This window comes from Pseudomonas sp., assembly GCF_017744435.1.
Lineage (GTDB): Bacteria > Pseudomonadota > Gammaproteobacteria > Pseudomonadales > Pseudomonadaceae > Aquipseudomonas.
Window position 1 is genome coordinate 77,582 of sequence record NZ_JAGIBG010000005.1, and the last position, 19,563, is coordinate 97,144.

20 protein-coding genes are annotated in these 19,563 nt (G+C 58.4%); 11 read left to right on the plus strand and 9 right to left on the minus strand.

Features of this window, described 5'->3' with window-relative positions:
* Positions 1–34: 34 nt before the first annotated feature.
* Both J7573_RS05690 and J7573_RS05695 read left to right on the plus strand, forming a co-directional pair.
* On the plus strand, positions 35–673 hold the full coding sequence (locus J7573_RS05690; RefSeq protein ID WP_294330148.1) for a DNA adenine methylase: 639 nt from the start codon (positions 35–37) through the stop codon (positions 671–673).
* A complete protein-coding gene (locus J7573_RS05695) occupies positions 673–1,506 on the plus strand; it encodes an 8-oxoguanine DNA glycosylase (RefSeq protein ID WP_294330151.1) in 834 nt (277 codons plus the stop codon). Before J7573_RS05690 ends, J7573_RS05695 begins: the two co-directional genes overlap by 1 nt.
* Here the strand turns inward: J7573_RS05695 and J7573_RS05700 are convergent.
* Genes J7573_RS05700 through J7573_RS05715 form a run of 4 tightly spaced genes read right to left on the minus strand, consistent with a single transcriptional unit; the run spans position 1,441 to position 4,253 of the window.
* Positions 1,441–2,121 carry a nitroreductase family protein gene (locus J7573_RS05700; RefSeq protein ID WP_294330153.1) on the minus strand — a complete coding sequence of 227 codons (681 nt, stop codon included), beginning with the start codon at positions 2,119–2,121 and terminating at the stop codon, positions 1,441–1,443. The genes J7573_RS05695 and J7573_RS05700 overlap by 66 nt on opposite strands.
* The gene (locus tag J7573_RS05705; RefSeq protein ID WP_294330155.1) at positions 2,099–2,704 is read right to left on the minus strand and encodes a 7-cyano-7-deazaguanine synthase; all 606 of its coding nucleotides are present in this window, start codon (positions 2,702–2,704) and stop codon (positions 2,099–2,101) included. The genes J7573_RS05700 and J7573_RS05705 overlap by 23 nt, the downstream gene beginning before the upstream one ends.
* A complete protein-coding gene (locus J7573_RS05710) occupies positions 2,701–3,912 on the minus strand; it encodes a PfkB family carbohydrate kinase (RefSeq protein WP_294330157.1) in 1,212 nt (403 codons plus the stop codon). Before J7573_RS05710 ends, J7573_RS05705 begins: the two co-directional genes overlap by 4 nt.
* A 20-nt stretch (positions 3,913–3,932) precedes the next feature.
* Positions 3,933–4,253 (minus strand): hypothetical protein, encoded by a 321-nt coding sequence (locus J7573_RS05715; RefSeq protein WP_294330159.1) that lies wholly within the window; start codon positions 4,251–4,253, stop codon positions 3,933–3,935.
* Positions 4,254–4,637: 384 nt separating this feature from the next.
* On the opposite strand from J7573_RS05715, the gene J7573_RS05720 reads away from it, so the two are divergent.
* From J7573_RS05720 to J7573_RS05740, 5 genes are all read left to right on the plus strand, one after another.
* The gene (locus J7573_RS05720; protein ID WP_294330161.1) at positions 4,638–5,657 is read left to right on the plus strand and encodes a hypothetical protein; all 1,020 of its coding nucleotides are present in this window, start codon (positions 4,638–4,640) and stop codon (positions 5,655–5,657) included.
* A 21-nt stretch (positions 5,658–5,678) separates the two neighbouring features.
* The gene (locus tag J7573_RS05725; protein WP_294330349.1) at positions 5,679–5,909 is read left to right on the plus strand and encodes a DUF4917 family protein; all 231 of its coding nucleotides are present in this window, start codon (positions 5,679–5,681) and stop codon (positions 5,907–5,909) included.
* 608 nt (positions 5,910–6,517) lie between these two features.
* Positions 6,518–8,089, plus strand: coding sequence for a glycosyltransferase family 39 protein (locus J7573_RS05730; protein ID WP_294330163.1), 1,572 nt, complete (start codon positions 6,518–6,520; stop codon positions 8,087–8,089).
* Between the two features lie 233 nt (positions 8,090–8,322).
* On the plus strand, positions 8,323–9,621 hold the full coding sequence (locus J7573_RS05735) for an MFS transporter (protein ID WP_294330164.1): 1,299 nt from the start codon (positions 8,323–8,325) through the stop codon (positions 9,619–9,621).
* A complete protein-coding gene (locus J7573_RS05740) occupies positions 9,618–10,388 on the plus strand; it encodes a substrate-binding domain-containing protein (protein WP_294330166.1) in 771 nt (256 codons plus the stop codon). The genes J7573_RS05735 and J7573_RS05740 overlap by 4 nt, the downstream gene beginning before the upstream one ends.
* On the opposite strand, the gene J7573_RS05745 is transcribed toward J7573_RS05740, so the two are convergent.
* Together J7573_RS05745 and lpdA are read right to left on the minus strand one after the other, a co-directional pair.
* On the minus strand, positions 10,374–11,282 hold the full coding sequence (locus J7573_RS05745; RefSeq protein ID WP_294330350.1) for a LysR family transcriptional regulator: 909 nt from the start codon (positions 11,280–11,282) through the stop codon (positions 10,374–10,376). The genes J7573_RS05740 and J7573_RS05745 overlap by 15 nt on opposite strands.
* A 73-nt stretch (positions 11,283–11,355) precedes the next feature.
* Positions 11,356–12,756: a dihydrolipoyl dehydrogenase gene (lpdA, locus tag J7573_RS05750; RefSeq protein ID WP_294330168.1), complete on the minus strand. Its 1,401-nt coding sequence runs from the start codon at positions 12,754–12,756 to the stop codon at positions 11,356–11,358.
* Positions 12,757–12,963: 207 nt separating this feature from the next.
* On the opposite strand from lpdA, the gene cfaB reads away from it, so the two are divergent.
* Positions 12,964–14,148 carry a C17 cyclopropane fatty acid synthase CfaB gene (cfaB, locus tag J7573_RS05755; RefSeq protein WP_294330170.1) on the plus strand — a complete coding sequence of 395 codons (1,185 nt, stop codon included), beginning with the start codon at positions 12,964–12,966 and terminating at the stop codon, positions 14,146–14,148.
* Between the two features lie 47 nt (positions 14,149–14,195).
* Here the strand turns inward: cfaB and cls are convergent, their stop codons facing one another.
* Complete coding sequence (cls, locus tag J7573_RS05760) at positions 14,196–15,635, minus strand: cardiolipin synthase (RefSeq protein ID WP_294330172.1); 1,440 nt, start codon at positions 15,633–15,635, stop codon at positions 14,196–14,198.
* A gap of 130 nt (positions 15,636–15,765) precedes the next feature.
* On the opposite strand from cls, the gene J7573_RS05765 reads away from it, so the two are divergent.
* Positions 15,766–16,293 (plus strand): DUF3617 domain-containing protein, encoded by a 528-nt coding sequence (locus J7573_RS05765; protein ID WP_283723433.1) that lies wholly within the window; start codon positions 15,766–15,768, stop codon positions 16,291–16,293.
* 3 nt (positions 16,294–16,296) lie between these two features.
* Here J7573_RS05765 and folE2 read toward each other — a convergent pair whose 3' ends face one another.
* Together folE2 and J7573_RS05775 are read right to left on the minus strand one after the other, a co-directional pair.
* Complete coding sequence (gene folE2 / locus J7573_RS05770; protein WP_294330176.1) at positions 16,297–17,184, minus strand: GTP cyclohydrolase FolE2; 888 nt, start codon at positions 17,182–17,184, stop codon at positions 16,297–16,299.
* A gap of 21 nt (positions 17,185–17,205) precedes the next feature.
* Positions 17,206–17,586 (minus strand): glutamine synthetase, encoded by a 381-nt coding sequence (locus J7573_RS05775; RefSeq protein WP_294330178.1) that lies wholly within the window; start codon positions 17,584–17,586, stop codon positions 17,206–17,208.
* A gap of 112 nt (positions 17,587–17,698) precedes the next feature.
* On the opposite strand from J7573_RS05775, the gene zigA reads away from it, so the two are divergent.
* A complete protein-coding gene (gene zigA, locus J7573_RS05780) occupies positions 17,699–18,907 on the plus strand; it encodes a zinc metallochaperone GTPase ZigA (protein WP_294330180.1) in 1,209 nt (402 codons plus the stop codon).
* Positions 18,904–19,530: a DUF1826 domain-containing protein gene (locus tag J7573_RS05785; RefSeq protein WP_294330182.1), complete on the plus strand. Its 627-nt coding sequence runs from the start codon at positions 18,904–18,906 to the stop codon at positions 19,528–19,530. Before zigA ends, J7573_RS05785 begins: the two co-directional genes overlap by 4 nt.
* Positions 19,531–19,563 lie beyond the last annotated feature (33 nt).

Sequence of the window (19,563 nt, forward strand, 5' to 3'; positions counted from 1 at the left end):
ATATCCAGGCGGAAAAGGCAAGTGCTACCAGCGCTTGATCAACCTGATGCCACCGCATCAGACCTACATCGAATCCCACCTTGGTGGGGGCGCTGTCATGCGCAACAAGAAAGCCGCGCAGCGCAACATCGGATTGGACCTGGACGACAAAGTCATTGCGCTTTGGCACGCACAGCATCCAGGCATTTGCGAGCTTCACCAAGTCGATGCGATCGCTTTCCTGGAAGGGTATGCGTTCGAGGGTCATGAACTGGTCTATGCCGACCCGCCCTATGTCCCTGAGACGCGCCGCCGAGCCAAGGTCTATCGCTGCGACTACTCGGAAGATGATCACCTGCGTCTGCTGCGGTGCTTGGCCGCGCTACCTTGCAAAGTGATGCTTTCGGGCTATGACTGTGATCTCTACAACCGTGAGCTCGTTGGATGGCGCAAGGTGACTTTCCCGGCCAAGACCCATGTGGAGGTGCGTGAAGAAACGGTATGGATGAACTTCGATCCTCCCGACTGTTTGCACGACGGCCGCTATATGGGCCAGACATTCCGGGACCGCCAAACCATTCAGCGTCGCCAAACCAGACTCCGCAGCCGCATCGAGAGCCTGGACCCAATTGAGCGGCACGAGCTACTGCAATGGATGCAGGAACACTACGGCAGTGCCGAGGAGGTCGCCTAATGCAACTGGGCGCAATTTGCTTGGACCAAGTGGTCTTCAATGTCGAACTTCCCAAGGCGGACGCCGAGGTCATACCCGGCGTGCCGTGGGGACCTGTGGAGGCTTTCCCGTCACCGGCTTACTGGGCTTATCAGGTTTATGCCCGTCGGTTGATCGGTGATCGAGTCAATTACAAGCTTGGCGCGACCTTGAAAGAAGAAGTCGGTGCCTGCTTGCTGGGTGGGCACGGTATCCCAGCCAGTGTTGGCCTGGCTGCGTTTCATCACCTCAAGGAGCACGGTGCTTTCGGTGACCAGCCTCCATGCGAGGAAACGTTGCTTGAGTGGCTTAGGGAGCCGCTGACTGTTGAGGACCGCCAAGTGCGGTACCGTTTTGCCAAGCAGAAAGCCCGTTACTTGAGCGCGGCGCTGCAGAAGCTTTCCGTCGAGCGCGCACCGCTCGAGTCGGGAAGAGCTTTACGAGACTGGCTGCTAGACGTTCCAGGCATTGGTTATAAGACGGCCTCGTGGGTCGCGCGCAACTGGCTGGATGCAGATGATGTGGCCATTCTCGACATCCATATCCTGCGAGCTGGCTTGTTGGGCAAATTCTTCGATAGTCACCTGACCGTTGAACGTCACTACTTGGAGCTCGAAGATCAGTTCATCCGCTTCAGCAAGGGGCTGGGTGTACGCGCCTCCGAACTGGATGCCCTGATGTGGCTGGAGATGATGGCTTCGCCGAGCACGGTGCACAGCATAATGGGCATGGGACACCATGCGCCGACATCAGGCTCTCGTGGCCGTACCAAGAAGAGCAAGTCCAACCCCGGCCAGTTGGCCCTGATCAGCTAGAGCCCTGGCCCAGGGATCCCCCGTGATGCCCAGCGGGCAGAAATGAAGTCCCTGGGCTGCCGCGGTGAGCGACATCACGCCGAGCAGCACACCGGCATCTCGCCATACCAGGCTGCAGCCGTTTTGGTATTTTCCCAGCGTCTTCCCAGGTTCGGCCAGGAGCAGCAAACGTGTGGCGTCGCCTCCGGTGAGGACCTCCAGGCTGAGCTTATACAGGCCTCCGAGCACGACGTCGGCGTCCTTGAGTTCAGCCAGTCGGTGCTGGTCAGGTTGATACAACCACCAGCGCCTATCCGCAGGTCGGCTCACCACGACATGAACGGGGTGCGTCGCGCCGGCGGAAGGTGCTGCACGGTGCTCAAGGTCAAAGCCAAGATGCGACGCGGCAGAGCCGCGGGTTCTGCAGGTGGACCAGAGAAAAGCGCCGAGTTGTTCATCGTCAACCACCCCGAAGGTCCGGTGAGTGGCGCGTGTATCGAGGACTTCGCCGAAAGGGCGGTCCAGGGCCTGTGTCGGCGTCGGCAACTGATGAACTTCCCCGACTCTCCAGTCGATCGGCGTGTATCGCTCGGGCGTTGAGCGAGGTACCGGATCACCGAGGTCGATCCAGGTCATACCCCACCTCACGGAACACTTCCATATACTTGTTGCAGCCTCGACAATCGCCGCACGCAACGTGGGATTTGTGACAGCTGTGAGCCCACGCCAAGAGGCTGGCAGGGATTCCTGATTTACGGACGAGCTCGGCGGTCGTAAGGCCGATTGCAGGCGCTTGGACCTCCATACCGCCCTCTTGCAGAGAGAGCAGTTTGCTGATGGCCGACATGAAGTCGGGGGAGCCGTCGCGGTGGAATCCATCAGATTTTACGGTACCCAACCACAGGTGCGTCACGCCATGACTAATCGCCTTCATTGCCGCGAGCGTCACCAGCAGTTGGTTCCTGTAGGGCCACCAGTCTGACGCTGGGGCCAGACTGTCGGCGGCGTTGCCAGCCATGTCGCCTGATCCGAGTGAACTGCAGTCGATGCGGATAACATGGTGAGTGATCTCCAGCTGTTGGCAGACTGTGCTCGATGCCTCGATCTCGGCTTGCGCTGCGAGCTGGCCATAGTCCAGGGTGAACGCGATGTCGGGACGTTTCCACCAGGCAAGCGCCACGGAGTCCATGCCACCAGAGAGCAACAATCCTGTTTTCATAGCACCACCGCTTCCCAAACCGTCTGATAGATCGCGGTCACATAGTCATCGGTGATGACACAGTCTGAGCCCTCCATCATTTTCTGATCCTGCTCTGACTCGTTCTCGGCGTAAAAGACCACGGGCTTATTCAGGGCGCGGGCATAGCCGATCTCGTAGATGGTGCCCGAGTCGAGCCCATCACCAATGGCGAACAGTGCATCGCATTGGTGGATGCCTTCGAGGTCTTTCGCCACCACATCTTCAGCCGTGCCGAGGCCCACATCATGATAGGGAGAGAAAACATCCAGGCCCATGGCCAAGAGGTCGCGGCGAGCTTGGCCAACCATCCACAGTTCTGCGAGCGTAAAGAACGGCCCGGCGAGGTACACCTTCGGGACATAGCCATCCCGGTAGCGGGCCGAAGGTTGTAGTGGCTGCGGTTTAAAGTCGGCGAGCAAAGCCGGGGCGGGAAAGCCCTGGTTTTGGCAATAGAACGCAGTCGCTATGGAGGCGATCTCTGCAGCTTTATGGGCCGACAGGCCATTGTCCATCCACCCCAGCGCGAAATGTGCAGCGAAGGTGTCTCCCGAGCCAATCTTCCACACTTTTTCAGTACGGTAAGCGGGGACTGTGGAAAGAGTGCCGCGGTCATACACCAAGGCACCCAGCGGCCCCATCTTGATGACGACCACCTCGGCGTTTTCCTGTTTTGCTAAGGCAGTTGCAAGGTCTTCAGCCTTGAGGTGTGCGTAACCAGGTGCGAGCAGGTTCGCCTCATGACGATTCAAGACCAGAGCCAGGTGATTGGCGCGGGAGCCGTTGGCGGCAAAGGACTCTGGCCCATCGGCATTCTGCGGGTCGAAAACGGCATAGTCGGCTTCGATGACCGCCGTTCCGTCGATCATGCCGAATCGCAGAACCTTGTCGGCGCTGACATTCAGGTCCGATTGGCCGTGTACGCCCCGGCGGATGTCGGGCGTAGAGAGGCCATGGATGTACTCAAAAGTGACGCTGGCGGGTTCGGGTGTGGCTTTGAACTTGAAACCTTCAGCAGTCGCGCGAGCCTCGACAACGACATGGGTGTAATCGTCCATGCACGCGTGTAGCTCAGCCTGGCCGCCGAAGCGGGCGATAGCGGCGGCTGCCCGGCCAGCAGACCCGTAAATATCGTCCCAAGCCGGACGCATGCACCTCTCCCGGTACACGCCACCAACGATGGTGATCATGGAGCTCTCCTTGCTCTCGATTAGACGTGGTAAATGCGCAGGCGAACCTGGCCGCCGCCGACGTGCAGAACTCTGGCTTTGTACATCTCGCCTTGGCCCATGCAATTGCGCAGTTGGGTGAGGTGCGGGTCGACAATGCTGCCGGCCTCCGCGCCGTTCCACAGGGCGATTACGATCTGCGGGTTATTGGCCTGGGCGAAGACGACGTCGAGGATGTCGTTCGGTTTCAACTGAGTGACCACCGCTGCTTTCGGCGAGGCCAGCTGGGTATCAAATTGGAGAGTGGTGCAGGAAGTGGTCGGGGTGGAAGGCCCCAGGTAGCTGACGCCAGAACCAGACATGTGCATTTTCCTTTGCGTGCCAGATAGGATTCAAAGCAATATCACATAACATGTCAAATGGCCATACATCGTATGTCCGATTGCGGTAGAGAACGTTATCTCGCACACGACCATGGCTGCCCAATTGTTCACTAAATTAGTCAGAAAAATCCAAAAAATGGTTTTCTCGCAACTGGCAATGCGAAACCTTAAAAATCTAGAGCTGGTCGCCCATACGATGAAAATTTCATAACTTGGCCTAACCCTGCTTTCGGATGGGAATTCCGATAAGTGCCTGACATCTAACTCGAAGAAGTCAATATTATTCACGTCAATGACGACGCACTCCCACCCTTTAAGTACGGCTTTATGCTATCATTCGGCCGCCTAATGGGGAACGCGTAAATGATCAAAGATAAGTATCACTATCTGCTTGCTGTTCTTGTTGTTGTTTCTTTAGCTTTTTTCTTGGATTTGGTGTCCTCTAATGTTGCAGTGGAATATAGCAATAAAGTTACATTAGATTCATCTGGTGAAAAATTAATTACGGTTCAAGCTTCCTTCCCACTGTGGTATCAAATTGTAGGGCTGGCTAAGAATTTTCTGTATGGTCTCGGAGCGGCAATTTTTATCACCGTGTTCATTGCGGATAGAATGCAAAAAGCTTTGCATGAAGAGAAGCAGCAAGAGCTGACAAAGCTAAACGAAGCTATCAGTGTGAACGTATTTGATAGCCTTTTCAAAACGATAATCCCGGACGCAATTTTCAAAATTATCAAGCAAGAAATTATTGAGAACAAAGTTCTAAGGAAGGAAGCAAAATGGATTTATGACTTCACTGTGCGGGGTGAGGTAATAGTCTGCAGACAAACAACTCGATATGAGCTCCACAACTTAAGTCATCAAGAGGTCTCAAATCCGATAAGGTTGGATCTTGACGCGCTCGGAGGGGCCGCCTATAGCCTTGTATCTGCAGAATGTCACGGTCAATTTGGCGATGTTCTCGTGAAATATAATCCTGATGACGACAGCAAGCACATTAATCTCGATGTAGTGCGTGACGGTAATAAGCTTACCGTGTTGTATTCTGTTAAAATTCCAGCCAAGAGCTATGCAGAATATAATACTGTTTTCGAAAAACATTATAAGGGCGATATTACTGATGCTCAGGGTACGAAAGTACCTGTTGTGGGCGCTGATATCATCGTAAACTTTCCAGATGGCTATCATTTTGATATCAGCCCGCTGATGTCTACTACGCCACGCTTGATTTCTGAAAGTTCAATCCAGAAAATCTATCGCGTAGAAGGTGGCGTGCTGCCAAATCAAGGCTTTGTATTTTACTTAGTAAAGAAAAAAGAAGACGTCGATGTGGTTGTGGATGATCGTGAAGTAGTTATTTCACTTGAGATGCCGGAGGTTTGAGTTGCCAGCGGAAGCTCCGGCATTTCCACTGGTGGTTACCGGGAGGTTCTCACCTCGCCGCGGGAGAGACTGACTCTGTTCAGGTGGGGGTTAAGGGAGCGTTACAGGCACGTGCTTAAGCGCATGCGTGGAATTGGCATTCAGCGCGTAGCTGTCTCGGTTTTCCGAGGGGACCAGCCGTACTGCAACGTGGCTTACCAGGTTATCCAGGGTGACCTTGGTCCCTTAGAGGTCAAATTCTTTGACAGTTAAAGCCCGTGATGCTGGATTCATCCAGCGGATTAGGACTGATCGATCAAGGCGGAAGCGCACTGCGTCGGGAGGCCTCCACGCCACGTCGAAGCTGGCTGCGACAGTTTTAATTCTCTGGCGCAATCGTCTGGACTGTCATTTCGGATGGTTGCGACAGTTTTGCGTTTCCTCAAGCCGTGGTTGCAGACTGCGGGTTTTGTGCCCCTGCTGAGACAGTTTTAATTCTCTAAATCCAGCGAAATGGTTTTAGAGAATTAAAGCTGTCGCTAAAAAATAAAAACTGCCGCAGAAGGAGGGAGCCACTCTGGCTCCCTCCATCGACATGTCAGCCTCAAGCTGATTGTGCTAAAGCTCGTGGGTGAGTGTTCAGCCTAGAGCCTCTCGCACTCTCGCAGGTCATCGTGAATCTGCGATAACCGTTCGCACCTCTGCTTTCCAGGCACGCATGTTGAGTATTGAGAGTAATACTGATTTATCGGCGACTTCTATCAGGATGCCGGCGCTGATTGAAAATTCACACAGTGGGTCAATGTTCGCTCAGCGGCAACCATGCTTGCCATACGTCGTGTAAAATTCGATCACAAGGGATGCACTGGGCTGGAGGAAACATGAAGTCTCACTCGCACAACGTCAGTGGGAAAGGCCCAGCTCCCGGTAATGCGAAGAAATTCGCTGTATGGGCCAGGAAACTCTGGCCGCTGCCAATCCTGTTGCTCGCCACGCTGGCTCGGGTGTACGGCTCAACGGCCTCCGCCATTTGGTGCGACGAGGGCTCCAGCTTGTTAATGAGCCAGTACTCACCCTCGCTCATCTGGGTCCACAGCGCCCATGACGTACACCCACCGCTTTACTTTCTCCTTCTACACGCTTGGATAGATGTGTTCGGGGACAGTATCTTTTCGGTGAGGTTCATCAGCGTGCTGACAGGTGTCGGTACTGTAGCCCTGGGCATGTGGCTGGTTTATCAGATTGCAACACGTCATGCAGCCATACTGGCTGGTGTTTTGTTGGCCTTGCTGCCAATTGCAGTGCGTTACAGCCAAGAAGTGCGCATGTACTCCCTAATGGGATTTTTTTTGCTGGGAGCAACCATCGCGCTTGTATATTGGGTAAAAAACCCTGAGCGCTACCGCTACCTTTGCGTGTATGTGCTGTTAATAACGGCAAGTTTCTATACTCATTATTTCACTAGCCTATGCGTACTGTCTCACTGGGCCTATCTATCGGTTGTACGCGGCGACAAACACCGCCTCATCACTCGGCCATCATGGTGGGTCGCCAACAGCTTGATCGTCTTGTTGTACACCCCCTGGATTCCCAACTTGATAGACCTGCTGCAGCACCTTGACCAACTCAAGGCGGGTGGCGACATTGGCTGGATACTGCCCGTTACACTGTATTCACTGCCATCGACAATCTGGCAGGATCTGGCCCTTACCGATGGTCTGAATCTGAAATGGCCAGTCTACTTTGCACTGCCACTGGCGTTGGCGCTGGTAACGGTCGCTGTCTGCCGACATGATAGAAGCCCGCATAGATTCCATACGCTAATGGCGATCTATACGTTTCTCCCGTTGATCATCGTATTTTCTGTCTCGTGGATAACGCCACTGATGGTCGAGCGTTATCTGATGTTTTCCGCCCTGGGCTTACCGTTAATACTGGCAGTCGCCATTGATCGAATGAGGCGTAATTTTCGATACGCAGCAATAGCCACCCTGGTGACCTTTCTGGCGGTAGAGCTGGGCGGCCTGAGTAGTTACTACCAAAAGGATGAAGATCAGTTCAACAAGCTGGTCAACTTCGTCAATGAAAACTATCGTACGAACGACCGTATCATCGTCAGCGATCTTTTCTGGTATTTCAGCTACGTCTACTATAACAAGACCGGGTCAGTGCCACTGCTCTATACGCCGCCACTGGCCAACGGCGCTTCGGGTCGGCCAGGTAACTACGGATTTGGCACACTGGTGAACCATGATGCCGATAAAATCTATTTCGACAGCCTTGAAAATCTACCCGTTGGCCAAACCAGAGTCTGGTTGATAAGCAATAGCGAACCGCCCGATGATTTCTCACCCATACCGGATAATTGGAATAAGGTCAGTACGCTAAAAGTCGGCGATACCCAAGTACGCCTTTATACTATTGGCATGGCCTATAACGCGAAAGCAGACTAGCAATCGAAGGTTCGCCGTCGCGAGCGTGCCACATGCTCCTGTAGGAACGGCTTTAGCCGCGAAGCAAGCCACGCGAGGTGAGGATCGAGACGGTATCTTCAAGGGCCCACGCGTCTCATTGATGTCATCCGCGCATCAATTAATGAAAAATGAACGATTATCTCCAGCGCCGCTTTCGACGATCATTCCAGAAATAAGCACTTACAATTATTAAGAAACGCTGGAGATCCACCATGAGTCTGCCGTCACGCTCGGTGCCCGAGGGCAAGTCCAAGGCCGGTATGGTCTTCCGGGTTACGTCCGGAAACTTCCTCGAACAGTTCGACTTCTTCCTGTTCGGCTTCTATGCCACGCACATCGCGGCGGCCTTCTTCCCCGCGTCCAATGAATTCGCCTCGTTGATGATGACCTTCGCCGTGTTCGGCGCCGGCTTCCTCATGCGCCCGCTGGGTGCGGTGATCCTCGGTGCGTACATTGATGACGTAGGCCGACGCAAAGGGCTGATCGTCACCCTGGCGATCATGGCCAGCGGGACCTTGCTGATCGTGCTGGTGCCCGGCTACGCCAGCATCGGGCTATTGGCCCCGGCGCTGGTGCTGATCGGGCGCTTGCTGCAAGGCTTCTCGGCCGGTGCCGAGCTGGGCGGTGTGTCGGTGTACCTGGCCGAAATGGCAACGCCTGGGCACAAGGGCTTCTACGCCAGCTGGCAGTCCGCCAGCCAGCAGGTGGCGATCGTTGTCGCCGCCGCGCTGGGCTTTGCGCTGAACGAATGGCTGTCTGCCGCCGAGATTGCCCAGTGGGGCTGGCGCGTGCCGTTCGGTGTGGGCTGCATGATCATCCCGGTGATCTTCCTGCTACGGCGCAACCTGCAGGAGACCGAGGAGTTCGCCGCCCGCGAGCATCGCCCTACCATGAAGCAGGTGCTGGCGACGCTGGCGGCCAACTCCGGCGTGGTGCTGTTCGGCATGCTGATGGTGGCCATGACCACCACGGCCTTCTACATGATCACAGTGTATGCGCCGACCTTCGGCAAGACCGTGCTGCAACTGAGTACCGGCGACGCACTGCTGGTGACCTTGCTGACGGCGGTGTCGAACTTCATCTGGCTGCCCATCGGCGGCACGCTCAGCGACCGCCTCGGGCGCAAGCCGCTGCTGCTGGCCATGTCGCTGATGACCGTGATCACCGCCTACCCGGCGCTGACCTATCTGGCCCAGTCGCCGACCTTTGGCCACATGCTCGAAGTGCTGCTGTGGTTCTCGTTCCTGTACGGCATGTACAACGGTGCGATGATCCCGGCGCTGACCGAAATCATGCCGGTGGAAGTGCGGGTGGCAGGTTTCTCGCTGGCCTATAGCCTGGCGACTGCACTGTTCGGCGGTTTCACCCCGGCGATCTCGACCTGGATGATCCACGTCACCAATGACAAGGCCGCACCGGCCTACTGGATGATGTTCGCCGCGCTCTGTGCATTCGTCGCCACCTGGATGCTCTATCGCCGCCTGGCCAACCGCGCAGCGGTGGCCGCATGAGGGCTTCGTTGAAAGCGTTGCTGGCTGCTACGTTGCTCGCTGGCTGCAGCCTTGCCCAGGCTGCCGAACTGACTGTGATGACCTCGGGCGGCTTCACCGCCGCCTACAAGCAGTTGGGGCCGCAGTATGCGGCGCAGAGCGGCGATACTCTGGTCACCGTGCTGGGCCCGTCCATGGGCAAGGCCCCCGAGGCGATCCCCAATCGCCTCGCGCGTGGCGAGCACGCGGATGTGGTGATCATGGTCGGCTATGCGCTGGACGAGCTGATCCGTCAGGGCAAGGTCGACCCGGCATCGCGGGTGGAACTGGCGGATTCGCGCATCGGCCTGGTGGTCCGGGAAGGGCAGGCCAAGCCTGCCATCGGCACTGCTGACGAATTGAAGCAGACCTTGCTGGCGGCACGGTCGGTGGCCTACTCGGACAGCGCCAGCGGCGTGTACATCGAGAAGGAGCTGTACAAGAAGCTGGGCATCCAGGACCAGCTGGTTGGCAAGAGCACCATGGTGGAGCGCATTCCGGTGGCCTCGCAGGTGGCCAAGGGCACCTATCAGCTTGGCTTCCAGCAGGTTGCCGAGCTGCTGCCTGTGCAGGGTGTCACTTACGTTGGCAAGATCCCGGAAAGCCTGCAGTCGGTGACCCGCTTTGCCGCTGGCATCCCGAAAACCGCCGAGCACCCGGCTGAGGCGAAGCAGTTGCTGAACTACCTCGCTTCGCCCGACGTGCAGCCCGCCGTGCGCGCCACAGGGCTGGACTCAGTCGCCCGGTAAGACGCCGGGCAGTTCCCGAATCAGCCTGACCATCTCAAGTGCCGCCGGTGTCAGCGTGCGGCCGCGGCGCTTGAGCAGGCCCATCTTGCGGCTGACCTCCGGTTCGACCAGTGCAATGCTGGCCAGGATCGGATGCGGGGTCATCGGCAGTGCGATCGATGGCACCGCCGCGATACCCAGCCCCGCTTCGATCAGGCCGAGCAGGGTGGTCACATGCCTGGCTTCGCACACACTCTCCTTGCTGACCTGCATCCCGGCCAACGCCCGATCCAGTACCAGGCGGTTGCCTGACGATTTGCCCAGGGTGATGTAGTCATGCTCGTAGGCCTGCGCCCAAGTCACCTTGTCCAGCTTGGCGAGCGGGTGATCCTGGCGGCAGGCGATGACATAGCGCTCCTCGAGCAGGACGCTGAACTCGATCTCCGGGGCGAGGTTGCCCGTGAAGCTCAGGCCGAAGTCCGCTTCGCCGGAGGCCACGGCGGCGCTGACTTCGTTGGCGGAGGCGTCGTACAGGTTGATACGAATTTTCGGATACTGCGTATGGAAGGCGCGGATTGCATGGGGCATGAAGTAGTAGGCCGCTGACGGCACGCAGGCGATGGTCAGGGTACCGGTGCGCAGCGAGCCACCATCGCCGACGCTGAGCAGCGCCAGGTCCAGGTCGTCCAGCAGGCGTTCGACCTGAGGCAGGAAGGCGCGACCGACATTGGTCAGCGACACCTTGCGGGTGGTCCGTTCGAGCAGCTTCACGCCCAATGCCGACTCGAGTTTTTCGATGCGCCGGCTCAACGCCGACTGGGTGATGCGAATGGTGTCGGCGGCGCGGCGGAAACTGCCTTGCTCGACGACAGCGCGGAAAGCTTGCAGGTCATTCAGATCGAAGTTGATGCTCAACCGGTGGGCCCCGCTGGTTTGATCGAAAGCGTGCATCAATGGTATTTCGAAAAAACCGGCGGAGCCAGATGGGTCAGATCTGCATGGCCATGCCGTGCACGTTCATGGCTGCCTGGCGCAGGGCTTCGGAGCGGGTCGGGTGCGGGTGGCAGATCAGGGCGATGTCTTCAGCCGAGGCGGCGAACTCCATGGCCACGCAGAACTCGCCAATCATCTCGCTGACGCTCGGGCCGACCAGGTGCACGCCGAGCACCTCATCGGTGTTGGCGTCGGCGATGACCTTGGCGAAGCCTTCGGTCTCGTGGTTGATCTTGGCGCGGCTGTTGGCGGTGAAGGGGAACTTGCCGACCTTGTAGGCGCGGCCTTCGGCCTTCAGCTGCTCTTCGGTCTTGCCGACGGTAGCCAGTTCCGGGCGGGTGTAGATCACGCCGGGGATCAGGTTGTAGTTCACTTCATGGGGCTTGCCGGCGATGCGCTCGATGCAGGCGACCGCTTCGTCTTCAGCCTTGTGCGCCAGCATCGGGCCGGAGGTGACGTCGCCGATCACCCATACACCGGGGACCGAGGTGCGGTGGTGCTCGTTGCTCAGCATGCCGCGTTTGTCGGTTTCCAGCCCTACGCTCTCAAGGTTCAGGCCCTTGGTATAAGGACGACGGCCGATCGCGACCAGTACGTAGTCGGCCTGCAGGGTTTCGGCGGCTCCACCAGCAGCTGGCTCCAGGGTCAGGCTGACACCTTCGGCTTCAGTCTTCGCCTGGGTAACCTTGCTGCCGAGCTTGAAGGCCATGCCTTGCTTGGTCAGGGCTTTCTGCAGGGTCTTGGCGGTTTCTTCATCGATGCCCGGGCAGATACGGTCGAGGTACTCGATGACGGTGACCTGTGCACCCAGGCGGCGCCATACCGAGCCCAGTTCCAGGCCGATGACGCCCGCGCCGATCACCACCAGATGCTTGGGTACCTGCGGCAGGGCCAGGGCACCGGTGGAGTCGATGATGCGCTGGTTGTCGATGGTCACGCCGGGCAGGGGAGTAGGCTCGGAACCCGTGGCAATGACGATGTCCTTGGCCTGCAGTGCGGTCTCGCTGCCATCTTCGGCCTTGACGATGACCTTGCCGACGCCATCCAGGCGGCCCCAGCCTTTGATCCAGTCGACCTTGTTCTTGCGGAACAGGTACTCGATGCCCTTGGTCAGGCCAGTCACGCTCTCGTCCTTCTGTTTCATCATCTGGGCGAGGTTGAGCGTCGGCTTCACTTCGATGCCAAGGTGGGCGAACTCGTCGCCGCTGGCCGCTTCGTAAAGCTCGGAGGCGTGCAGCAACGCTTTGGACGGCATGCAACCGACGTTGAGGCAGGTGCCACCGAGGGTCGAACGGCCTTCCACGCAAGCGACGCTCAGGCCCAGTTGGCCAGCGCGGATCGCTGCGTTGTAGCCGCCAGGGCCGCCGCCGATGATCACCACGTCATAGGATTTCATGGGTTTTGTACTCCAGATGAGGAAGCGCGAGAGGGGCATAAGGTTAAGCTGAGAAGGGCGGATTGTATACAATCCGTTGCTTTCATCAGATCAGTTGGTTCTAGACCTTGGTCTCGTTTAGAGGAAAGCTCCTACGAATGAACTACTCTGATCCGGCGACGTTCGAAATATCAGGCGTCGTGGCCTTTAGGGATAGGAGGAGTGTTCATGCTTGCTCAACTTCCACCGGCACTGCAAAGCCTGCATCTGCCGCTGCGGCTGAAACTGTGGGACGGTAACCAGTTCGATCTGGGCCCAAGCCCGCAGGTCACCATCCTGGTCAAGGAGCCACAGCTGATCAGCCAGCTGACCCACCCAAGCCTGGACCAGCTGGGCACTGCGTTCGTGGAGGGCAAGCTGGAGCTGGAAGGTGATATCGGTGAAGCCATCCGCGTGTGCGACGAGCTTAGCGAAGCGCTGCTGATCGACGAGGATGACACCCCGCCAGAGCGCCTCTCCCATGACAAGCGCACAGACGCCAAGGCTATTTCCTACCATTACGATGTCTCCAATGACTTCTATCAACTCTGGCTCGACCAGGACATGGCTTATTCCTGCGCCTATTTCCGTGAGCCGGACAACACCCTGGATCAAGCACAACAGGACAAGTTCGACCACCTGTGCCGCAAGCTGCGCCTGGATGCCGGCGACTACCTGCTCGATGTGGGCTGTGGCTGGGGCGGGCTGTCGCGTTTCGCCGCGCGCGAATATGGCGCCAAGGTATTCGGCATCACCCTGAGCAAGGAGCAGCTCAAGCTCGGGCGCGAGCGGGTCAAGGCCGAGGGCCTGGCCGACAAGGTCGACCTGCAGATCCTCGACTACCGCGACCTGCCTCAGGATGGCCGCTTCGACAAGGTCGTCAGCGTTGGTATGTTCGAGCATGTCGGGCACGCCAACCTGGCGCTGTATTGCCGGAAACTATTCGGTGCGGTCAAGGAAGGTGGGCTGGTGATGAACCATGGGATTACTGCCAAGCACGTCGATGGCCGACCGGTCGGGCGTGGGGCAGGTGAGTTCATCGACCGCTATGTGTTCCCCCATGGTGAGCTGCCGCATTTGTCGATGATCACAGCCAGCATCTGTGAGGCGGGGCTGGAGGTGGTGGACGTGGAGAGCCTGCGCCTGCACTACGCCAAGACGCTGCATCACTGGAGCGAGAACCTGGAGAACCAGTTGCATAAAGCAGCGGCGCTGGTGCCTGAGAAGACCCTGCGCATCTGGCGCTTGTACCTGGCCGGGTGTGCTTATGCGTTCCAGAAGGGCTGGATCAACCTGCATCAGATTCTGGCCGTGAAGCCGTACGCCGATGGGCACCATGATCTGCCGTGGACACGGGAAGACCTTTATCGCTGACCAAGCGCTGATTGAAGTAAGGGCCGCAGAAGCGGCCCTTTCTTCATTCAGAGGATGGGTGAAATCAGGCGCGCAATGCGCATCCCCAGCTGCTGGACACGATGGGTATCGCGGCTGTCTTCGGCTGTGATCTCGCGGGCCTGCTCGAAGTCGTCCCGCAACATCGCCTCCACCTGGTCGGCGAACGGGCGGTCCACCGTCAGCAAGGTGATTTCGAAATTGAGCCGGAACGAGCGGTTGTCCAGGTTGGCGCTGCCGATCGCGCTAACCTCGTCATCCACCAGTACCACCTTCTGGTGCAGGAAGCCAGGCTGATAACGGAACATCCTCACCCCTGCACGTACCGCTTCGAACGCGAACAGGCTGGAGGCGGCATAGACGATCTTGTGATCGGGCCGAGACGGAATCAGCACGCGTACATCCACCCCGCGCAGTACCGCCAGGCGCAAGGCGGCGAACACGGCCTCATCCGGAATGAAGTAAGGGCTGGTGATCCATACCCGTTTGCTCGCCGAGTGGATGGCCTCGATGAAGAACAGCGAACAGGTTTCCTGCGGGTCTGCCGGGCCACTGGCAAGGGCTTGGCAGAGCACGCCGTTGTCGGGGTAGGTGTCCGGCAGGATCAGAGGTGGCAGCTGGCGCGTGGCCCAGTACCAGTCTTCGGCAAACGACTCCTGCAGGCAGGCCAGCACCGGGCCGCTGATCTGCACATGGGTATCGCGCCAAGGTGACAGGTGTGGGTTCTTGCCGAGGTATTCGTCGCCAACGTTATGCCCACCGATAAAGCCGAGCAGGCCATCGACCACGACGATCTTGCGGTGGTTGCGGAAGTTGACCTGGAAGCGGTTGAACCACCCGCGGCGGGTAGCGAAGGCATGGATCTGTACACCGCCATCACGCAGTGCCTGGCTGTAGCTGGCAGGCAGGGCATGGCTGCCGACACGGTCGTACAACACGAATACCTTCACCCCGTCGGCTGCCTTGCGCAGCAACAACTGCTGCAGGGCTTTGCCGAGGGTGTCGTCGTGGATGATGAAAAACTGCACCAGTACCGCTTCGCGCGCCTGCTCGATGGCGGCGAAGATAGCGTCAAAAGTGGCTTTGCCATTGATCAGCAGCTTCACTTGGTTATTGGCCAGGCAAGGCATTCGCCCGAGTTTCGGCATGGCACGCAAGGCGGCGTAACTTTCCGATTCCCTGGCGGTGAGGGCTTCTTCAACCCACGGCCGCCAGTTGAGGTTGGCCATGGCCACGTGCATTTCCTGGTTGGCCTGGCGCCGGGCCTGGATGTAGGCGTAGAAGGATCGCGCACCAAAGATCAGGTAGGGAATCAGCGTGAAGTAAGGAATGAACAACAGCGACATGGCCCAGGCAATTGCGCCTTGGGCGGTACGCACGGTGAACACTGCATGCAACGCGGCGATCATGCCAAGCAAGTGAATCAGGCCGAGCACATAGCCGAAAAAGTAGGGGCTGTGGTAATCCATACGCATCCTGCTTGCCGAGTACACAGCGGATAACAGAACACGTTCCACGTCCGCCTTGCAACCTGAAAGCGGATTTGGCGTCTAAGGCTGAGCCCGGCCCGTTGGCCGGTTTTTCGAGGAGCGTTCGTACATGAAGATTCGTCTGCCACTGTTGGCTCTGGCCCTGGGCCTGAGCAGCCCACTGGTGCATGCGCAGATGTTGCAACCTGGTTTGTGGGAGCTGACTACCAGCAACATGCAGGTCGATGGCAAGCCGTTACCCGATATGCAGTTCATGCTCGGGCAGTTGAAGAACCTGCCGCCGGAACAGCGAGCCATGATGGAAGGGGTACTGGCCAAGCAGGGCGTCACGATTGGCGGCAATGGGGTGCGTTCGTGCCTGACGCGTGAGCAGGTGCAGACCAACGATATCCCGTTGCAGGATCCGAAGTCTGGCTGCACCCAGAAAATTACCGACCGCACGGGCAATGTCTGGAAGTTTCAGTTCAGCTGCCCGAAAGCCCAAGGCACTGGCCAGGCGACTTTCCTCAGCGACAAGGAATTCACCACGCAGGTCAACGGCACCTTCAATGCCTCGGGCGTTCAGCAGCAGGGCAGCATGAACACCCGGGCCGTATGGCTCGGCAACGACTGTGGAACAGTCAAACCGCGTACCTGAGTTTCACCACTGCCATTGGCTGCTGGCTACCGCATCGTGGGCATGCAGGCTCTCTGCATGTTCCACGCGCAGCTTGAAGGCGGTAGCCCACTGCAACTGCCGCAGTGATTGATGCAGTCGCCGCGCGGCATCCTCGCAGAACATCAGGTTCTGCCCATTGGCCAAAGCGAACGCCTGTTCGTCTGCACGCTTTACGGCGGTCTGCACAGCCGTACCTAGGCTGGCCTCAATCTGGTCGATCAATTCGGTTATGGGTAACGACGCTAGATTGTCTTGCAGGCGCACGCTGATCAGCGCCTGGCTGCGTTGGCTATGCGGCGTTGCGACGATGCCCTGGCTGCTGCCCAACCACTCCAGTACTGCACTGCGCTCCAGGTGCTGCCCGGCGAAATCAGCCTCGAACTGCTGTTGAATCAGTTGCCTTGCCAGCGCTGCCGAGCAGGGGCAGGTTGAGGAGTAAGGCACTCGAACTGATAGTTCCACGTGGAACATTTCATTTTCTATCTTCGCGTCGAGGGTGATCGGATAGCTCTTCCAACCTGCGAGTGGGCTCACCAAGGCGGGTCGCTTCAGCAGGTGCTCGAAGGCCAGGTTGAGGTAAGCCGCGTTGGAAAGCCCTTCGTGGCTGGCGAGAAAGTCTGCCAGAAGACGGCGAATGGCCAAGGGCGTCAATGGCTGCTGTTCAAGCGAATCCAGTGCGAGGTAGAGGCGAGACATATGAATGCCCCGTGAAGTGCCATCCACCAGGCTGACACCGGCATCGGCCATGGCCGCCAACTGACGACCATCGAGCTGAATGGGTAAGGCAATGCCGCACATGCCGACCCAATCCAGTGGGACGGCGTGCTCTTGGGTCTGTGTGGCAATGTCCGGAAGCGTCAGGCTAGTCATGTGGGATACCAGGCAAAAGGGTCAGCGGCATCCGCCGACCAGGCTGCAATGCAAGTTGAAGCGTTGGCCGCTGGAGCTGGAAACGCGATTTAACGTGGTCCAGCCAACACGCCGGCTGTAACCGAACCAGGCTTCACCATCGCTGGCCAGACCGGTGAAAAACGTCAGCGTGCCGTAACGGCTGTTGGTCTGTGACCAAAGCCGGCGTGTTGCTGAGTCGAAACCGCGCAGGTAGAAATGGCTGCCTTCGGTGCGCACGCTGTAGTAGCTGCCTTTGCCGTCCTGGCAGGCGAGCAGTGTTGCACTACGGGTGCATAACGCCAGCGAGTTGCCCTGCGCCAGTGCCAAGGCTGGCACTGGCGTGAGAAGGAGCAGTAACAGGGCAGCACGTGACAGGTTCATTTACATCTCCGAAGCACTCTTCCGACGAGTACGGCTTGGCGAAATTGTATTGTTACTTTATAACATTATGCAATGCATCGTTTCGAGTGCGTCCGTCTGAAGAGGTTTCACCATGTCCAATCGCCTCCCTGTCACCGTGCTTTCCGGCTTCCTCGGCGCCGGCAAGAGCACCTTGCTCAACCATGTGCTGCGTAACCGCGACAACCTTCGGGTCGCAGTGATCGTCAACGACATGAGTGAAATCAACATCGATGCCAGCGAGGTACAGCGCAACGTCAGCCTCAACCGCGCTGAAGAAAAACTGGTCGAGATGAGCAACGGCTGCATCTGCTGCACCCTGCGTGAAGACCTGCTGGAGGAAGTTGCGCGTCTGGCCGATGAAGGTCGCTTTGACTATTTGCTGATCGAGTCCACCGGTATCTCGGAGCCGCTGCCGGTCGCCGAGACGTTCACCTTCCGCGATGAGCAAGGCCGTAGCCTGTCCGACATGGCGCGCCTGGACACCATGGTCACTGTGGTCGATGGCTTGAACTTCCTGCGCGATTATCAGCAAGCCGACAGCCTGGCCAGCCGTGGCGAGACGTTGGGTGAGGACGATGAGCGTTCCATCAGCGACCTGTTGATCGAACAGGTCGAGTTCGCCGATGTGCTGCTGCTCAGCAAGATCGACCTCATCAGCCAGCACGAGCGCGAAGAACTCACCGCCATTTTGCGCAGCCTCAATGCCCGCGCGCAGATCGTGCCGATGGTCATGGGCCAGGTGCCGCTGGCGCGGATTCTCGATACCGGGCTGTTCGACTTCGACCAGGCCGCGCAGGCGCCAGGTTGGCTGCAGGAGTTGCGCGGCGCGCACATACCGGAAACCGAGGAATACGGCATCGCGGCGACCACCTGGGAAGCCCGCCGGCCACTGCACCCGCAACGCTTCTTCGACTTTATCCACAACAGCTGGAGCAACGGTCGGCTGCTGCGCTCCAAGGGCTTTTTCTGGCTGGCCAGCAAATTCCAGGAAGCCGGCAGCTGGTCGCAGGCCGGCGGCATGATGCGCCATGGCCTGGCCGGGCGTTGGTGGCGTTTTGTTCCACGGGAGCATTGGCCACAGGATGAGCAGAGCACAGCAGACATTCTCAAGCACTGGCACGCCGAAACCGGTGACTGCCGTCAGGAGCTGGTATTCATCGGGCAGAACATCGACTTCGCACGGTTATCCACAGAGCTGAATGCCTGCCTGCTGAGCGATGAGGAAATGGCAGTTGGGCCGATGGCCTGGCTTCGCCTGCCGGATCCTTTCGGCCCCTGGCATGCCGAGGAAGCGGCATGAACCCGGCGTTGCGCCCTGTGGATATCCGCCAGACCTTTGCTGAATCGCCAAAGGTGCTCACCGAGATCTTCCAGGATGGCGTGAACCTGGCTGTCTGGCAGCGCCGCTTGCCAGCACAGGTGGAAGACTTTGCGGCCCTGGTGGTGAGTCTCGGCCAGTCCCTGGCTGACCAGCGCGTACTTGACGTGAACGAGCACGAGCCGCCGCAATTGCCTGGCTTGCTGCAGGAGGCTGCCGACCTGCAGGGTTACGAGGGCTTTGTCGCCGATGTGAAGTGGCTGGTATCAGCCTACACCTGCCTGCTCGGTGCACGGCGGGTGGGTCTGCGTCTGCGGGTGCTGCAAGGTGCGATGTGCCCGCGCTTCCATGTGGATAACGTGCCCTTGCGCTTGCTGACCACCTACGTGGGCCCTGGCAGTGAATGGCTGGAAGAAGGTGCAGTAGAGCGGGTCGGTCTGCATCTCGCGCCGGCACCTGTGGATAACATTCGCACCTTGCAGGCGGGTGAGGTGGCCGTCCTCAAAGGGGAGAAATGGCTGGGCAATGAAGGCGCGGGACTTATCCACCGCTCGCCAGCCAGTGAGCAGCGGCGGCTGTTGCTCAGCCTTGACTGGTTGGCATGACGGGGCATAGTGGGGTGAATTCCCCATAGAAGT

Bases quoted from the DNA above. Each gene is read 5' to 3' on its own strand.
- J7573_RS05695 (WP_294330151.1), top strand. From the start codon at position 673: ATGCAACTGGGCGCAATTTGCTTGGACCAAGTGGTCTTCAATGTCGAA.
- J7573_RS05700 (WP_294330153.1), bottom strand. From the start codon at position 2,121: ATGACCTGGATCGACCTCGGTGATCCGGTACCTCGCTCAACGCCCGAG.
- J7573_RS05705 (WP_294330155.1), bottom strand. From the start codon at position 2,704: ATGAAAACAGGATTGTTGCTCTCTGGTGGCATGGACTCCGTGGCGCTT.
- J7573_RS05710 (WP_294330157.1), bottom strand. From the start codon at position 3,912: ATGATCACCATCGTTGGTGGCGTGTACCGGGAGAGGTGCATGCGTCCG.
- J7573_RS05715 (WP_294330159.1), bottom strand. From the start codon at position 4,253: ATGTCTGGTTCTGGCGTCAGCTACCTGGGGCCTTCCACCCCGACCACT.
- J7573_RS05720 (WP_294330161.1), top strand. From the start codon at position 4,638: ATGATCAAAGATAAGTATCACTATCTGCTTGCTGTTCTTGTTGTTGTT.
- J7573_RS05730 (WP_294330163.1), top strand. From the start codon at position 6,518: ATGAAGTCTCACTCGCACAACGTCAGTGGGAAAGGCCCAGCTCCCGGT.
- J7573_RS05735 (WP_294330164.1), top strand. From the start codon at position 8,323: ATGAGTCTGCCGTCACGCTCGGTGCCCGAGGGCAAGTCCAAGGCCGGT.
- J7573_RS05740 (WP_294330166.1), top strand. From the start codon at position 9,618: ATGAGGGCTTCGTTGAAAGCGTTGCTGGCTGCTACGTTGCTCGCTGGC.
- lpdA (WP_294330168.1), bottom strand. From the start codon at position 12,756: ATGAAATCCTATGACGTGGTGATCATCGGCGGCGGCCCTGGCGGCTAC.
- cfaB (WP_294330170.1), top strand. From the start codon at position 12,964: ATGCTTGCTCAACTTCCACCGGCACTGCAAAGCCTGCATCTGCCGCTG.
- cls (WP_294330172.1), bottom strand. From the start codon at position 15,635: ATGGATTACCACAGCCCCTACTTTTTCGGCTATGTGCTCGGCCTGATT.
- J7573_RS05765 (WP_283723433.1), top strand. From the start codon at position 15,766: ATGAAGATTCGTCTGCCACTGTTGGCTCTGGCCCTGGGCCTGAGCAGC.
- folE2 (WP_294330176.1), bottom strand. From the start codon at position 17,184: ATGACTAGCCTGACGCTTCCGGACATTGCCACACAGACCCAAGAGCAC.
- J7573_RS05775 (WP_294330178.1), bottom strand. From the start codon at position 17,586: ATGAACCTGTCACGTGCTGCCCTGTTACTGCTCCTTCTCACGCCAGTG.
- zigA (WP_294330180.1), top strand. From the start codon at position 17,699: ATGTCCAATCGCCTCCCTGTCACCGTGCTTTCCGGCTTCCTCGGCGCC.
- J7573_RS05785 (WP_294330182.1), top strand. From the start codon at position 18,904: ATGAACCCGGCGTTGCGCCCTGTGGATATCCGCCAGACCTTTGCTGAA.